The 14,697-nt window shown below is 72.2% G+C and carries 10 protein-coding genes; 1 reads left to right on the forward strand and 9 read right to left on the reverse strand.

Annotation, left to right across the window (positions count from 1 at the left end; translation table 11 throughout):
- The 4 genes from ACGF13_RS34860 to ACGF13_RS34875 are packed head-to-tail and all read right to left on the reverse strand — an operon-like array spanning position 1 to position 3,900.
- Positions 1–1,113: an ABC transporter ATP-binding protein gene (locus tag ACGF13_RS34860; protein WP_392883144.1), complete on the reverse strand. Its 1,113-nt coding sequence runs from the start codon at positions 1,111–1,113 to the stop codon at positions 1–3.
- Entirely contained in the window at positions 1,110–1,913 is an 804-nt protein-coding gene (locus tag ACGF13_RS34865; RefSeq protein ID WP_392883146.1) for an ABC transporter permease, read from the reverse strand. Before ACGF13_RS34865 ends, ACGF13_RS34860 begins: the two co-directional genes overlap by 4 nt.
- Entirely contained in the window at positions 1,898–2,749 is an 852-nt protein-coding gene (locus tag ACGF13_RS34870) for an ABC transporter permease (protein WP_392883148.1), read from the reverse strand. The genes ACGF13_RS34865 and ACGF13_RS34870 overlap by 16 nt, the downstream gene beginning before the upstream one ends.
- Positions 2,749–3,900, reverse strand: coding sequence for an ABC transporter substrate-binding protein (locus tag ACGF13_RS34875; protein WP_392883150.1), 1,152 nt, complete (start codon positions 3,898–3,900; stop codon positions 2,749–2,751). Before ACGF13_RS34875 ends, ACGF13_RS34870 begins: the two co-directional genes overlap by 1 nt.
- 179 nt (positions 3,901–4,079) lie before the next feature.
- Between ACGF13_RS34875 and ACGF13_RS34880 the strand changes: the two genes are divergently transcribed.
- Positions 4,080–4,748, forward strand: a complete 669-nt coding sequence (locus tag ACGF13_RS34880) for an HAD family hydrolase (RefSeq protein ID WP_392883152.1) — start codon at positions 4,080–4,082, stop codon at positions 4,746–4,748.
- A gap of 19 nt (positions 4,749–4,767) precedes the next feature.
- Here ACGF13_RS34880 and ACGF13_RS34885 read toward each other — a convergent pair whose 3' ends face one another.
- From ACGF13_RS34885 to ACGF13_RS34905, 5 genes are all read right to left on the reverse strand, one after another.
- Positions 4,768–5,496: a GntR family transcriptional regulator gene (locus ACGF13_RS34885; protein ID WP_392883153.1), complete on the reverse strand. Its 729-nt coding sequence runs from the start codon at positions 5,494–5,496 to the stop codon at positions 4,768–4,770.
- An 868-nt stretch (positions 5,497–6,364) separates the two neighbouring features.
- Positions 6,365–7,588, reverse strand: coding sequence for a TIGR02679 family protein (locus tag ACGF13_RS34890; protein ID WP_392883155.1), 1,224 nt, complete (start codon positions 7,586–7,588; stop codon positions 6,365–6,367).
- The gene (locus ACGF13_RS34895; protein WP_392883156.1) at positions 7,585–11,670 is read right to left on the reverse strand and encodes a TIGR02680 family protein; all 4,086 of its coding nucleotides are present in this window, start codon (positions 11,668–11,670) and stop codon (positions 7,585–7,587) included. The genes ACGF13_RS34890 and ACGF13_RS34895 overlap by 4 nt, the downstream gene beginning before the upstream one ends.
- A gap of 16 nt (positions 11,671–11,686) precedes the next feature.
- Entirely contained in the window at positions 11,687–12,901 is a 1,215-nt protein-coding gene (locus ACGF13_RS34900; protein WP_392883157.1) for a TIGR02678 family protein, read from the reverse strand.
- Positions 12,902–12,962: 61 nt separating this feature from the next.
- Entirely contained in the window at positions 12,963–14,477 is a 1,515-nt protein-coding gene (locus ACGF13_RS34905) for a TIGR02677 family protein (protein WP_392883158.1), read from the reverse strand.
- Positions 14,478–14,697 lie beyond the last annotated feature (220 nt).

Consider the following 14,697-nt stretch of genomic DNA (forward strand, 5'->3'; position numbering starts at 1 on the left):
TCAGCTTTCAGCGGGGGTTTCGACAGGGGTTTCGACGATGGTGCGGGTGCGGGTGACGCCGAGGGACACGGGGGTTCCCACCGGGTAGGAGCCCGCCATCGGTGTGGCCAGGTCCACCCGGAGGTGGTCCGCGCCGTGGCGTACGAGGAGCGAGCTGAGCGGCCCGCGCAGGATGTGCTCGACGACGACACCTGCGGCCCCGCCGACGCGGGCTGACTGTACGGAGATGTCCTCGGGGCGGATCAGGGCGACGGCCCGCGCGGACGCGACAGGTTCGCGGTTGGCGATCCGCAGGCCGGCTCCGAACACGGTGATCCGACCGCCGGCCACCGTGCCCTCGATACGGTTGACGACGCCGACGAACTGCGAGACGAACGGCGTCTCGGGTTCGTTGTACAGCGTTTCCGGGGTGGCGAGTTGTTCGATGCGCCCGTCGAGCATGACCCCGACGCGGTCGGCCATGGTGAGCGCTTCTTCCTGGTCGTGCGTCACCATCAGTGTGGTGATGCCCTCTTGGCGTTGGATCCGGCGGATCTCCTCCCGCAGGCGGGCCCGGACGGTCGCGTCGAGAGCGCTCAGCGGCTCGTCCAGCAGCAGCAGTTGGGGCTGGATCGCGAGTGCGCGGGCCAGGGCGACGCGCTGCTGCTGCCCACCGGAGAGCTGGTGGGGGAACTTCCCGCCGTGCTCCGCGAGCCCGACCAACTCCAGGAGTTCATCCGCGCGTTGGGTCCGCCCGCCGCGATCCACTCGCCGGATGCGCAGCCCGTAGGCGACGTTCTCGCGGGCGGACAGGTGCGGGAAGAGCGAGTAGTGCTGGAACACGACGCCGATGTTGCGCGAGCGCGCCGGCGCCGTGGTCACGTCGCTGCCGGCGATGGTCACACGTCCGGCGTCGGGCCGCTCCAGGCCTGCCAGGATCCGTAGGGTGGTGGTCTTGCCGCAGCCCGAAGGCCCGAGCAGTGCCACCATCTCGCCCTGGACGAGGTCGAGGCTCAGGTCGTCGAGTACGGTCCGACCGGCGTAGGCCTTGCTGACCCCGGCCAGCGAGACGTGGCCCGGACGGGATGCGACAGTGGCCGGGTGGGCCACGCCGAGGGCGTTGGGGGAACTCATGATTCGGTTCGTTTCCGTCGTTGGGCGAGCCACGAGATGCCCGACAGGAGCAGCCACGTGATCATCATGGTCAGGAAGGACAGGGCCGCGGCGCCACGAGGGGAACTGCCGCCCGCCTGCACGGTGTAGACCGGGAACGTGAAGTGCAGCAGCAGGGAGGCCACCGCGAACTCGCTCAGTACGAGCGCGACGCACATGAGCGCCGCGGACAGCAGCGAGGTGCGCAGGACGGGCAGCACGACGCGCACCAGCGTGCGCAGGCTCCCGGCGCCCAGAGAGCTGCTCGCCGCCCAGAGGGTGCGCAGATCGGCCGCCCGGAGCTGGGCGTCAAGGGCGCGGTACGCCAGCGGCAGGCACAGCACCACGTAGAACGGCACCAGCGAGAGCGGTGAGACGAGGAATCCCGGCATCGTGGCGTGGAAGAACAGCCCCGCTCCGGAGACGAGCGTCACGGACGGCACCACCAGTGGGAGCAGCGACAGCGACTCCGCGAGGTGACGCAGCCTGGCCGTCCCGTGCAGGTGGAGGACCAGCAGGGTCGGCAGCAGCAGCGCGAGCGTCGCGAGGGTGGACAGGACGGCGAGCAGCATCGTCATGTTCAGCGCGTCGCCGGCGCCCGCCGAGGTGAGGACGGCGGCCAGGTTGTCGAGCGTCGCGCCCGCCTTGCCCGGAACGGTGAACCCGAAGACGGCGGCCCCGGCCACCGGGACCAGGAACCCGAGGAGGGCGACGGCGAGGACCGCCGTACGGAGCAGTCCCCCGATGCGGAACGGCCGCCGGGAGGTCAGTGGCTCAGCCATGCCCGGCTCCTCCGTTCGAGCAGTGCCCGCGCGCCCATCGCGACCACGATGACGAGCATCATGACCGTGGCCAGGGCGGCTGCGAACGACTCGTCGATGGTCACGTTCCCGGCGATGAAGAAGCCGATCAGCAGCGGTACGAGGTTCAGGCCGCCCCCGGCCAGGGCGTATGCGGTGGCGTACGCCGAGAACGCGTTGGCGAAGAGCAACAGCAGTGCCCCGCCGAGCGAGGGGGCGAGCACCGGCAGGGCGATGTCCTTCGCGTACCGCCACCCGGTGGCGCCCAGGGTGCTCGCGGCCTCGTGCCACTCGCGGCGCAGGCCGGCCAGCGCGGGCAGCATCAGCACCGCCATGAGGGGAATCTGGAAGTACAGGTACACGAGTGCGACGCCCAGGAAGGAGTCGAGCCGGAATCCGTGCAGCAGACCGGGCAGCAGCCAGGTCACCAGCCCCTGCCCGCCGATCGTGGCGATGAAGGAGAACGCCAGCGGCACTCCGCCGGACTGCGAGGCCATGGCCGCATAGGACAGGGCCAGGTTCTTGAGCCACCGGGGGCGCTCCGCGCCGACGAGCGCCCAGGCCAGGACCAGCCCGGCGGCTCCGCCGACGACCGCCGTGACCAGGGACAGGTTGCTGGTCAGGACGAACGCGTCGAAGTACTGGGGCTCGAAGACCCGGGCCATCGACTCGGTCGACCAGGCCCCGGCGACCTGGAACGCCTGGAGGACGTTCGCCGCGACCGGCAGGAAGAGGAAGACCAGGAGGAAGACGAAGTACGGCAGTGTGCCGAGGGCCGGGCGGCGCAGCCCGCGCGCTGCGGCCTTCGCGCCCGCCATCAGGCGCGGACCTTCGCGGCCCAGGTGTCGGTCACGAGCTTGTTGGCCTTCGCGCCCTGGTCGACGGTCGGGAAGGTCACCTTGCGGAGGATCTCCGGGTCCGGGAGGTTGGCCATCGCCTCCTTGGACAGCTTGCCGGCCTGCGCGAGCTCGGTGAACCGGGCCGGCACCGCGCCGCCGAGGGCGTACTGTTCGGCGCCCTCGTCGCCGGTCAGCCAGTCCACCCACAGCCGTGCCGCGTTCGGCTGCGGCGAGGCCTTCGTGACGGGCTGCACGTAGTACGTGCCGAAGACGCCCTCGGCCGGGACGAAGAACTCCAGGTCCACGCCGGTGCGCTTCAGCTCGGCGCTCATACCGGTGAAGTTGTAGTTCCAGTCGAAGACGACCGCCGCCTGGCCGGAGGCCAGCGCGCTGCTCGTCTTGGAGATGTTGACGAGGTTGCCGCGCTTGGCGAGGTCCGCGAAGTACTCGATGCCCGGGGTGATGTCGTCCGTCGAACCGCCGTAGGCGAGAGCCGCGGCGAAGACGGTGGCGAGGGAGGTGGCGCCGGTCCGCGGGTCGCCGGGCAGGGCGACCTTGCCCTTGTACTCGGGGCGCTTGAGGTCCTCGAAGCTCGCCGGGCGCGGGGCGGCCTTGGTGTTGACGCCGATGGAGACCACCCCGTAGTAGGCGCCGACCCACAGGCCGTTCGGGTCCTTGAGGTTGTCCGGGATCCGGTCGAAGTTGCTCGGCTTGTAGGCCTCGATCAGTCCCTGCTCGGTGGCGGGCTTGGTGAAGGAGTAACCGATGTCGATGGAGTCCGGCTGGGAGGACTGGCCGAGCAGGGTCTTGACCGCCTTGACCTCTTCCGCCGACGAGGCGTCGGGGGACGCCACCGGGGTCTCGATGCCGTACTTGGCGCGGAACTTCTCCAGCTGGCCCTTGTAGTTGGCCCAGGTGTCCGGCAGGGCGATGAGCTGGACCTTGCCCTCCTTCTTCGCCAGCGCGGCGATCTCGTCCAGGGAGGATCCGACGGGCTTGCGCGAGCCGGCCGACGAACCACTGGCGCATCCGGCCAGGGTCGTACCGAGGGCGGCCGCGCCCAGGCCGAGGGCGGACAGGCGCAGGAAGCTGCGGCGGGAGGGGACGGACGCGGGCAGGTGCGTGGACATGGTGGCGCCGTTCTTGAGGGTAGGGGCAGTGAGCCGATCTCGCTCACCGCCCGCCATGCTGCGCGCCGTTCATGACCAAAGGCTGGTGTCAAGGCAAACAGTCAACAAACTTTGGTCTAGACCGAAAACTGCTACGCTCACCCCGCCTGCCCATCGAAACCCATCAAAGGACTCCCCCTATGTCCAACACCATCTTCGATCTTGAAGCCGCCCTTGCGGCCCTCCACGGGGCAGAGGGTGTGCTGTTCGACTTCAACGGCACGCTCTCCCTCGACGAGGACCTCGTCGGCCGGCTGTACGCGGACGCGGCCGAGGAACTGTGCGGCATCGAGCTGGGATGGGAGGAGTACGAGCGCCGCTTCGTCGGGATCAGCGACCTCGAAATCTGCGCGGCACTCTCGCACGGCGATGCCCACCTCGCCGACCGGATCCTCGGTCACATGTGCTCGGCCTACGCCCGCGAGGTAGCCGAACGGCCCCGCATCCCGGCCTCCCACGTCAAGCTCGTCCGGCGCCTGGCGGAGGCCGGCATCGAGGTCGGTGTGGTCACCGGAACGGTGCGGCGCCTGCTGGAGCCGGCCCTCGCCGCGACCGGTCTGGACTCCGTCGTCAAGGTCACGGTGTGCTGCGAGGACGTCATCGCAGGCAAGCCGAGCCCCGAGGGCTTCCTGCGCGGGGCCGCCCTCCTGGGGGTGTCCCCCGAACGCACCGTCGTCGTCGAGGACTCCCACGCCGGGATCGGTGCCGCACACGCCGCCGGCATGGCCTGCGTTCTCGTCGGACCGCTCGCCCACAGCGCGCCCAAGGGCACCCACCCCGTCGGCGACCTCGCGGCCCTCGTTCGCTAGCGGCCCGCCCGGACAGGCCCTACAACCCCAACCCGCTTCCGGTGGTCACACGCACGCGCAGCGCATCCGCCCGATAGACGTCGTGCGCGTACTCGATCGCCCGGCCGTCCTCCCGGTAGGAGGTGCGCATGAGCCGAAGCACCGGACTCCGGGCGCCCACACCCAGGAGTTCCCGCTCCTCCGCCGACACGACGGCCGGAAGCAGTTCCTCGACCTTCCGTACCGGTGTCGAGCGGTACTCGCCGAGCACCGCGTACACCGAACCCGTGATCCGCCCGAGCGGGAACCCCGGCAGGAGCGCCGCCGGATACCAGGCGCCCTCGATCGCGACGGCTTCCCCATCCGCGAACCGAAGCCGCCGCAGGTGGTGCACCTCATCCCCGGCCGCCAGCCCGAGCCCCGCCGCCACCTCGGGCGACGCCGCCACGCTCTCCGCGGCGAGGACCGTCGAGGCGACCTCGATCCCTTCCGCAGCCAGCTGCTGGACCAGGCCCACCATGGACGCGAGCTCAAGGACCGGGGCACCGGCGGAGACGAAGGTCCCCCCGGCCCGGCCGGGACGCCGCTTCACCAGGCCCCGGAACTGCAGCGACTCGACGGCCTGGCGCAGCGTCATACGGCTGACGCCCAACTCCGCGGCCAACTCGCGCTCGGCCGGAAACTTCATCCCCGAGGCATACCGCCCGGACACGATCCGGGCATGCAGAACGTCCTCGACCCGCTGCACTGAAGAATCGAACGACGCCATTGCCATAGTTTATCCAGCAACGAACACGAGGCCGCTCACCGAGGGCCCGACAAGGAAACCTGTACCACCCGCCAGTGGCGACAAGTCGCTTGAGGCGTCGCATGACGTCTTTCTCGGACGGCGGTCACCGGACCGGGACGCGGCTGCGAAATGCGCCCGGGCCTCCTCCAGGTTCCCACGGCCCTGGAGGAGGCCCCCGAGGTGGAAGGCGGCCTGCAGGGCGGTCCTGGGTACGCGGCCCGGGTCGCCTCGCGGTAGAGGGATTCCGCCAGGTCCTGGTCACCTCTGCGGTCGGCCATCAATGCCTGCGCGAGGAGGGCGGGCCGACGACTTCGGGGAAGCCTGCGCGGCCGAGGCCGCCCACGACCTGGAGGCACTCCTGGAACTGGCCAAGCACGCGGCCACGGGCGGCTGACGGACCCCGGCACGAGGGCGTTCGGCCGCACCGGCCCCATCACTCACGAACGTCACATCCGGTGATCCCACGATCCCGCCAGTCCAGAACGGCGGCGGCCACGACAACGACCACGTCGACGACACCCATGGCGTCCCAGCTCCATGTTCCCGTCTCGCCCAGGAGCGCGGACAAGCGGTGCCGGCCGCTGCGCGATCCGCAGGCGCCGACGCGCGAGCGCCCGGCCGCCCAGCGCGCGGAGCCCGGCGCCGGGGAACTGGAACAGGTACAGGTACACCCGTGAAGCGGCACCAGCCCGCGTGAGACCGTCACCGGCCTGGTCCGTCGACGGGTGCTGCGTCGGTGGTTCGTGATGGTACGCGGGCATGGACCCGATCCTCCGGGAGGACCGCGGTTGGGCGCGGCCGTCGCATGACAGTACGTTCGACTGGCTTCGGCCCGTCGATCAGGGTGTCATCGCGTTCCCGTTGCCAGGTCGTCCAGCAGTGCGTCGGCGATCACTTCCTCGACCACGGCTGTGCGCAACTCGGCCATCGCCTCGACGAGTGCCGGGTCCCACGGCGCGGGCGTGAGGCGCCCGGGGTCGGGGCCCGGGCGGACCAGGGCTGCGGCAGACCGGTAGTCCCCGGTTGTCATGCGCCAGGGTACGGCTCCGGTCTTGGCCATGACGTGGGCGGCGATCCGGATGCCCTCGCCGTCGAAGTCGCCGTGGTAGTGGAGGGAGGCGCCGTCGCCGCCGAGTCGGCGCAGCAGGTGGATGACGGCGGTGTTGGGCCAGCCGGAGGTGCAGACCAGCGGCGGGCAGTGGGGGCCGAAGCGGCGCAGGGCCAGGGCGAGCACGCTGGGGTTCTCGGTGATGTGCACCGGCCCGGCGGGTACGGCGAGTTCGCCGGGTGAGCGGAGCTGGGCGAGGGTGAGGCTGACGGGGTGACCGGCTTCGGCGCAGACGCGGGAGACCCTGGCGACCGGGCCGTCGCCGTCGAGGCGCAGACCGACGGCGAGCACGGTGGCGGAGAGCTGGTCGTCGGCCACGCCGGCCCGGCTCCAGAGCGCACGCCGGGCCTCGGCGCTGTCCGGTACGTCAGTGCCGTACAGCGCCGCCAGGGCGCGCAGGACGAGGCCGGAAAGCCGGGTGCCGTCGTCGAGGGCGTGGGCGTCGCCGTCGAGGTGGCGGGCGGCGATGACCGGCAGTGGCTCGCCGTCGGCCGGGAGCGCGGCGAGGACGGTCAGCGCGGCGGTCAGCAGGCTCCGGGTTCGGCCGGGTGAGCCGTCGACGAGGCCGTTGGTCCGCAGGTGGCCGACCCAGTCCATGAGAACGGGCTGGGCGCAGACCACCTGGTGGCCGGCCAACCACCCCCACAGGGCGTCGCGTTGACCGGCCTTGCGCTCGCGCTCGGCGGCCCGGTCGGGGATCGGGCCGAGGATCGCGGTCACCACCTCCCGGACCGTTCGACCGCAGGCGTCCACCACGGCGCTCTCCAGTCCGGCGAGGGGAATCGTCGGTTCGACGCCGGGGAGCCGGTCGAGCCCGAGGAGGTCGGCCAGGGCCTCCCGGCCGGCGTCGTCGAGTGGCCCGGACCGCACACGGCTGACGGGGCGGCCGGTCGACAGGCGCTCGTGGACGGCCGACCAGAAGGGGCGGAGCCCGGGAAGGTCGAGGGGATGGCGGTCCGTCATGCCGGTTCGTCCGTGTCGGCTTCGTCGGGCAGCAGGTCGGTGCCCGTCCAGGTGAAGCGGGCGCTGGTGACGGCATCGTCGCCGTCGCCTCCGGTGATCAGCTGGTGGACGGCGATGCCGGAGAGCTCCCGGTAGGTGCACCACTCGTGGTCCGAGGTGAGCACCAGGTCGAGGTCGAGCGCCGCGAGGAGGGCGAAGACCTGCCCCCGGTTGACGGTGTCGACGCCGACGAACACCTCGTCGAGCAGGATCAGTCTCGGGGAACCCGGCACCGCCTCGTAGTGGGCGGCCACAGCGGCGAACAGCGGAAGATGGAGGGCGATGGCCTTCTCGCCGCCCGAGAGCGCGCCGTGGAGCTTCTTGGTGAGCAGCTGCCACCCGGAGCCGTTGGCGCGGTCCAGCTTGACGACGAACTGGTGCCAGGCCGTGTAGTCGAGGACTTCGGCGAGCTGCTCCTCCCAAGTGGCGGCCGTGTTACGGGTCTTGGCCTCCTCGATGCGGCCCCGGAAGAAGGCGTGCAGGGCCTCGCGGTCGGCTTCGGTGATCCGGGTCGGGTCCTTGAGGAGCAGTTCCCGGGCCGTTCGGGTGCCGGCGGGCAGGTCGGGGTGGATCTGCCACACCAGGCGGACGGCCACCCGTGAGGCGGTGCGGACCCGTTCGAGGTGGCCGTTCATCCGCTCGACGAGTTCACCGGCCTGGCGGATGCGGGAGGCGAGGTGGCGGCGGGTGTCGCCGGTGAGGGTCCGGTCGAAGAGACCGCGTTCGGCGGCGGTGATGTCGTCCTGGCTGCGGTCACGGTCTCCGGTGAGGATGGAGAGGAGGCCGGCCGCGCCGGCCCGGATGCCGTCGACGGTGGCGGTGAGGACGTGGATGTCGTCCTCGGCTTCGAGTTCGAGGTCGGCACGGCTGCTGAGGCTCTGGCGGGCGCGGTGGACGGCTTCGGAGAGACGGTTCAGGGAGTCGCCGAGGTTCCTGGTGCCGTGCGGCAGGTTGGGCCAGGCGGCAGCCGTCTCGCGGGCCGCTTCGAGGGTGGCGCGGGTGCCGTCCTCGGAGGTGAGGGCGAGGCCGAGGCCCGCGTCCTCGGGGAATCCGAGGACGCAGAGGCGCCGGAAGCCCCGGGCGGCCTCGTTGCGGGCCGCCACGGCGTCGTCACGCCGGCCCGCGTCCTGGGCCATGGTGGCGCTCAGTGAGCCGATCCGGCCTTCCAGCATGATGAGCGCCCGGGTACTGGTGTCGATCTCGCGGCGGGTCCGGTCGAGCGACTTTCGCAGGTCGCTCATCCGGGCGGCCACCTGGCGGTAGTCCTCGCCGACGGTGCTCTCGACGGCCCGGAGCGCGGATCGCAGCCCTCGGGCGGACGCCTCGGCCTCCTCGGCTTCGGCCACGCTCTCCGCGGCGGCGTCCGCGGAGGCCTCGGCGTGGCTGCGGGCGGTGTCCCAGGAGTGCCGGGCGGCCACCCAGACGAGGTGGGCGTCCAGCCAGACGTCGGCCTGTTCGCGCAGCCCGTCGACGGCCGTGGCGGTCGCGTCCAGGGCGGTGCGTTCGGTCGGCAGGGCGTGCTCGGCAGATGCGAGGGCGAGGGCGCGCAGCGCGGTCGCGACCGCGTCCTCCTGCTGGGCGAGCCGCTCGACGGCCTCGCGCACGGCGTCCTCACGGGCGCCCACCTCGGACTCGGACCGCTCCCAGGCGCGCTTGACCTGGTCCACGTCCCGATGGTGCGGCCGGGACCGGAGGTCGGCGCCGAGGCGCTGCCGGCGGTCGGCGAGGGCGCGCAGCCGCACCTCGAATCCGGTGACGGTGGTGCCGGCCTCGGCCAGTTCGGAGGTGAGGGCAGCGATTCGCCGCTGCCTGGCGCGTTCCCTGGCCGCGGCTCCGATGTGGTGGGATTCCTCCTTCGTCCAGGAGCCCATCGCCGTCGCCAGCCGCCAGCTTCCGTCGGCCGCCACGGCGGCGGGGTGGCCCGCGGGGAGTGTGGGGCCGTAGGCGATGCCGGCGAGCAGCCGCTGCACCCGGACGACCGGCACCGGGCCGTCGGGTTCGGGAGCCAGGACGTCGAGCAGCGAGGAGCCCGGTGCGGGCACGGCCGATGCGGGGTCGGCCAGGGTGTCGTGACCGACGACGGCGGTGCCGCCGTCGGGGGTCATCCAGGCGTCCAGCAGGCCGGCCGCTTCCAGGGCAGCTTCGATACCGGCCTGGTCTTCGAGCGGCACGTCCGGCCGGAACGCCACCAGTCGCCACAGCGGCGCTCCCGGCAGGACCGACCGGTCGGCCGTGCGGGTGTGCGGTGGGACCGGCGGGAGATCGGTCGCCGCCGCCGTGTCCTCCAGCTCCGCGGCGACCCGGTCACGCCGGGCGCGGGCGTCCTCCAGGCCGGCGCGGACGGTCGTCTCCTCGGCGGTGATGGCGCTCTCCGCCGCACGGGCCGCGGCCTCGACCAGCGTGAGGACGTCCGTCTCGGCGGCGGCCCGGGAGGCGAGTTCCTCGACGTCGTCGATGTGCAGTTCGGAGCAATCGGCCGTCGCCCACTGGCGCAGCCGGTCGGTGTGGGCATCGACGGCGGTCTCGTAGGCGCGGGCGTTGCCGTCGCGCCGCGTGGTCGCCTCGGCCAGTCGCTCGCGCGCCGTGTCGAGGTGGCGCTCCGCCGTCGTCCGGTCCGCGACGCGACGTTCGTGGCGTTCGAGGGCGGCCCGGACCTGGGCGATCTGGCCGTGCCGCGAAGTGACCGCACCGCGCAGCAGGCGGCGGGCGACGCGCCGCTGCTCCTCCGCGTCCCCGGCCGGACCCGGTGCGGTGTCGAGCGTCGTCTGCATCTCGGTGCAGAGGGACTCCATGGCCGCACGCCGCGCCGCGCCCCGGGTGTCCTCCCTGGCGACGCGGGTGTGCTCGGCCCGCTGCTCGGAGCGCAGCCGCGCCTCGGCGGCCCGCTCGGCCTCCTCGGTGGCCGCGTGGATCTTCCGGTCGGCGCCGGCGCGCAGACGGGCTGCGGTCCCGGCGGCGTGGTCGGCCCTGCGGCGGAGCTGGTCGAGTTCCTGTCCCTGCCGGTAGACCTCGGAGTCGAGCAGCCCCTCGATGGCGCCGTCGATCTCCTGAGCCCGGTGTCCGAGCTCGTCCTTCGTACGAGTGCTCGCCTCGCGCTCGCGCAGGGCTTCGGCGTGCGCGACCTCGCTCTCCCGGGCGATGCGGGTGAGGTTGTCCATCTCGGTCGTCGCGGAGATGAGCGCCGCCGCCCCGGCGCGCAGGACGCGCTGGGCGTAGCCGCGTTGCTGGTTCGCGACGGCGGTGGCCGCGGCCACTTCGTCGTCCAGGGTCTTCAGGTGTTCGCGCTGCCGGTCGAGGCGTTCGAAGCCCTCGGCCAGTTCGGTGATCTCGCCCTGACCGAGCGGGGGCAGGGCCCGGGAGAGCAGGGAGGACAGCAGCGACGGGTCCAGGCGCTCGGAGAGCTTGGGGGTGCGGAGCTGGAGCAGGGCGGTGATCAGGGCGTCGTAGCGCTGCTCGCTCAATCCGGGAAAGAGCGTGCTCCGGACGGTGTTGCGGTAGTCGGTCGACGATCCGTGCAGCTCGCCCCGGCCTTGCAGGACTTCGGCCAGGGCTGCGCGGGTGAGTGGCTGTCCGGCGTCGTTGACCAGGGAGAGACCGCCTGGGCTGTCGATCCGGCCGCCGGTGGTGAAGTAGTCGGCGGTGACACCGGTGGTGTGCACGCTGGCCTGGAGCCTGGCGCCGCAGGTGAACCAGACGGGATCGCCGTCGTCGTGGACGAACTCCAGCCACACGTATCCGACCCGGGTCTTGCCCGAGGTGCCCTCGCCCATCAGGTTCCAGTGCATGGTGCGTTCGGAGCCGCCGAAGGTGGACAGCCTGTTGGGGCGCAGGCTGGCGTCGAGCAGGAACGGCAGCAGCACCTCCAGCGCCTTGGACTTGCCGGTGCCGTTCTGCCCCCGCAGGAGCAGCCGGCCCTCGTGGAAGGTGAAGGTCTCGTCGTAGTAGCGCCAGACGTTGAGGATGCCGGCCCTGGAGGGCTGCCACCGCGCTGCTGCCCCCGGCGTCCGGAACGTGGAGGGCTGCGGGAGTCGTGTCACGGTCATCGGGAGTCCTCGCTGGTCATGTTGCGGGGCCGTCGGCCATCGTGGTCCGGTACCGGAACGCCGCGGGCCGGGGAACGGTGCGGTCGCCGATCCGGCGGGCCAGGCCGAAGTCGGTGAGGACGCGGACGGCGTCGGCGGTGAGGCGCTGGGCGCCGTCCTCCGACTGGTAGCTCCTCGCCCACTGGGGGAAGCGCCGCAGGAGTTCGTTCGCCTCTCCGGTGAGCTGTTCCGGCGTCAGCCCGCCCGGAGCCGCCGTCAGCGGTTCCAGCAGGAGCAGGGCGGCGACACGGGCCGTCGCGGAGTCGTCCGGGAAGCGGCTGTCGGTGGCGATCCCGTCCGGGTCGACGAGCAGCAGGCCGTCGGCCCGTTCCTCCAGCACGAATCCGCCCTGCTCGGCGGCGCGCCGGACGATCTGGCGCCCTGTCGGGGAGGTGAGGTAGGCCAGTTCGTCGGCGCGGAGCTCGTCGTGGTGGAGGACGGGATCGTCGAAGAGGCGGCGCAGCACCGAGTGCCGCAGCCTGAGGTTGCGCTGTGCGTCGGAGGCGTCGGCACCACCGTACCGGCTCTCGCGTACGGTGCCCTCGACCAGTTCCTCGAAGCGCAGCGGTACGTCCTCCGCCGGTACGGCCAGCCGGGACGGCCCGACGGGCGCGGCGAGCAGGCGCATCAGCACGGTGGCGTCCACCCGGTAGAGGACCTTGGCCTCCGCCGAGTCGACGAAGCTGTCCGTGACGCCGTCCACGGTGAGGAGAGCCCCGTAGGACTCCAGCAGTTTGAGGACGTCCACGAAGGCCATGCGCTCGGGCTTGCTCGCCGTGTCGAAGGGCGGCAGCGCCTCGTCGGTGGCACAGGCCTGGACGACGCGGTCGGCGATCAGGCCGACCGTCGTCACCGGGACCGGGAGCAGCTCGGCCGCGACGACGCACAGCAGGGTGTAGCGGCGGCGGTCGAACGGCGCCTTTCCGGACCGCAGCCTGCGGGCGGGGCGTGAGCTGTCGGGGACGGTCCGGATCTTGAACAGGCGCGAGTACCCCAGGCGCGGCTCCACCACGAGCTGCCAGCCGCAGTGGTAGTCGAACCACTTCGTCAACGGATCCTGTCGGCGGCGGATCAGCTCGAAGGCGGGCGGGTCGCCGCGCTCGGTGATCAGCGGCCGGCCGAGGAGCAGTCTGATGCCACGGGCGACGTCCTGCCGCTCGGCGAGGACCAGCTGATTGGCAAGGGTGCTCATGTGCTCGTCCTGATGGTGATCGCGATTGTGCCCGTCCTGATGGTGATCGCGCTCCGCCCGCTCATGCGCCCTCCTCGCGGATGATCGCCCGCGAGGCGCCCCGGCTGCGGATCTCCACCAGGTGGTCCGGTCCCTCCAGCCTCCCCTGCGGCGTCCGCAGGACGGCCCGTCCGCCGTCGGGCAGCGGCCGGAGCACCACCTCGACCCGGCCGTCCGAGGTGACCGCCCGGCGAGCCCCGCCGGCGTCCGGTCGTACGGCCAGGGCCCTGCCGAGGAGGTCGAGCAGTCGCTCGAAGACGGCGTGGTCCAGCATGCCGAAGTCGGAGAGCCGCACAGAGCCGTCGGTGCCCAGAACGTCCCAGGCGGCTTCGAGTTCGGCACGCTCCTTCCGGGCCCGCTCGGCCCGGGCCGCTTTGATCCCGCCGATGTCGCGCACCCTGCCGGTACGCGTGAACCGCTCGGTGCGGCCGCTGGTGCGCAGCAGGGCGGACACCTCCACCGGCGGGGCCTCGGCCCAGGTGCCCGACGAGGGAACCAACTCCGGGTCGGGGTGGGCGAGATGGGCGTGGCGGGCCGGGCCGAGACCGAAGGCGGCCGACCACAGACGGTGCAGGTCGTCGTCGGTGGGCGCCGCGGCGAACCAGCGGGCCAGTTCCCGGAAGTCCTGGACCGCGCTGGAGGAGCGACGCCGTGACTCGGTGATCCGGTCGAGGACCTGGAGGAGCGTCACGATCGCCCGCCGCGCCACGTCGTGCAGCTGTTCCACACGGGGTCGTGACCCGTCCGCGGGCCGGAACCAGGCTTGGAGCCCCTCCCAGCGCGCCCGGCGCCGCTCCAACCAGGCCGGCGCGGGATCGCCGTCGGCGACCGGCGGCAGCTCGGCGCCCCGCAGCGCCCGCTCGTACAGCAGGCTCACCCCGCGCTGCTCGACCCGCTCCACGGCGGAGGCGACCGTCTGTCCCCGCTGGTCGAGGTTGACGAGGAACTCCTGGAGATAGGCCACCGTCGCGGCCTTCACCTCCCGGAAGGTCGCCAGGTCCGCACCCTCGGCGCGCAGCAGGCGCTGCAACTCTCCGTTGAACGCCTTGGTGTTGGACAGGAGCGCCTCCAGGTGGCCCTCCAGCTCCTGGAGCGTGGTGAAGACCCGACGGTCCGAGGAGGCGGAGTCCCCCAGCAGGACGTACAGCTCGTCGAGCCGGTCCGTGATCGCCTCCAGCACCGCGGTCTGGAGCGCACCCGTCGACGCGAGCACCGCGAGGGCGTGCTCGACCCCCGCGAACGCGGCCTCGCCGCGCCGGGTCAGCGAGTACTGGAGGTTACGGCGCTCGTACTCCTCGGCGGTGCGGTAGTTCTCCGCGTGGTTCTGGACGACATCCAGCAGCTGCCACTCCCTGAGCCTTCGCAGCGCCTCCCGCAGGTCGTCGTCGTGGATCTCGTCGAGCCATCCGACCGTCCGCAGACGGGCGCGGACGTCATCCAGCCCGAGCGCGGTCTCCAACCGCTCGTTGGCCGCGCCGAAGGCCCTGAGGATCGCACCGTAGAGTTCGGCCTTGTCCCCCGTCGTGAACCGGAACATCTCCGGCGGCACCCTGCGCAACGGCGCCCCTCCCCTCCGTCGGCACCACAGTACGCGGACGCACGGACGGCGCCGACGCCGAGGCCGTCGACGCCAGGGGTGCGGATGAGGTCGGTGTCGCCGGGGTGGCAGCAACCGCAGGGCTCGGTGCACTCCCGCGGGGTCCGACGCGGTACGGCGGCGAGGGGTGCCGGCATGGAGTCCGACGGGCGGAGCATTG

The sequence above is a fragment of the Kitasatospora sp. NPDC048286 genome (assembly GCF_043201735.1).
Lineage (GTDB): Bacteria > Actinomycetota > Actinomycetes > Streptomycetales > Streptomycetaceae > Kitasatospora.

Bases quoted from the DNA above. Each gene is read 5' to 3' on its own strand.
- ACGF13_RS34860 (WP_392883144.1), bottom strand. From the start codon at position 1,113: ATGAGTTCCCCCAACGCCCTCGGCGTGGCCCACCCGGCCACTGTCGCA.
- ACGF13_RS34865 (WP_392883146.1), bottom strand. From the start codon at position 1,913: ATGGCTGAGCCACTGACCTCCCGGCGGCCGTTCCGCATCGGGGGACTG.
- ACGF13_RS34870 (WP_392883148.1), bottom strand. From the start codon at position 2,749: ATGGCGGGCGCGAAGGCCGCAGCGCGCGGGCTGCGCCGCCCGGCCCTC.
- ACGF13_RS34875 (WP_392883150.1), bottom strand. From the start codon at position 3,900: ATGTCCACGCACCTGCCCGCGTCCGTCCCCTCCCGCCGCAGCTTCCTG.
- ACGF13_RS34880 (WP_392883152.1), top strand. From the start codon at position 4,080: ATGTCCAACACCATCTTCGATCTTGAAGCCGCCCTTGCGGCCCTCCAC.
- ACGF13_RS34885 (WP_392883153.1), bottom strand. From the start codon at position 5,496: ATGGCGTCGTTCGATTCTTCAGTGCAGCGGGTCGAGGACGTTCTGCAT.
- ACGF13_RS34890 (WP_392883155.1), bottom strand. From the start codon at position 7,588: ATGACGGACCGCCATCCCCTCGACCTTCCCGGGCTCCGCCCCTTCTGG.
- ACGF13_RS34895 (WP_392883156.1), bottom strand. From the start codon at position 11,670: ATGACCGTGACACGACTCCCGCAGCCCTCCACGTTCCGGACGCCGGGG.
- ACGF13_RS34900 (WP_392883157.1), bottom strand. From the start codon at position 12,901: ATGAGCACCCTTGCCAATCAGCTGGTCCTCGCCGAGCGGCAGGACGTC.
- ACGF13_RS34905 (WP_392883158.1), bottom strand. From the start codon at position 14,477: ATGTTCCGGTTCACGACGGGGGACAAGGCCGAACTCTACGGTGCGATC.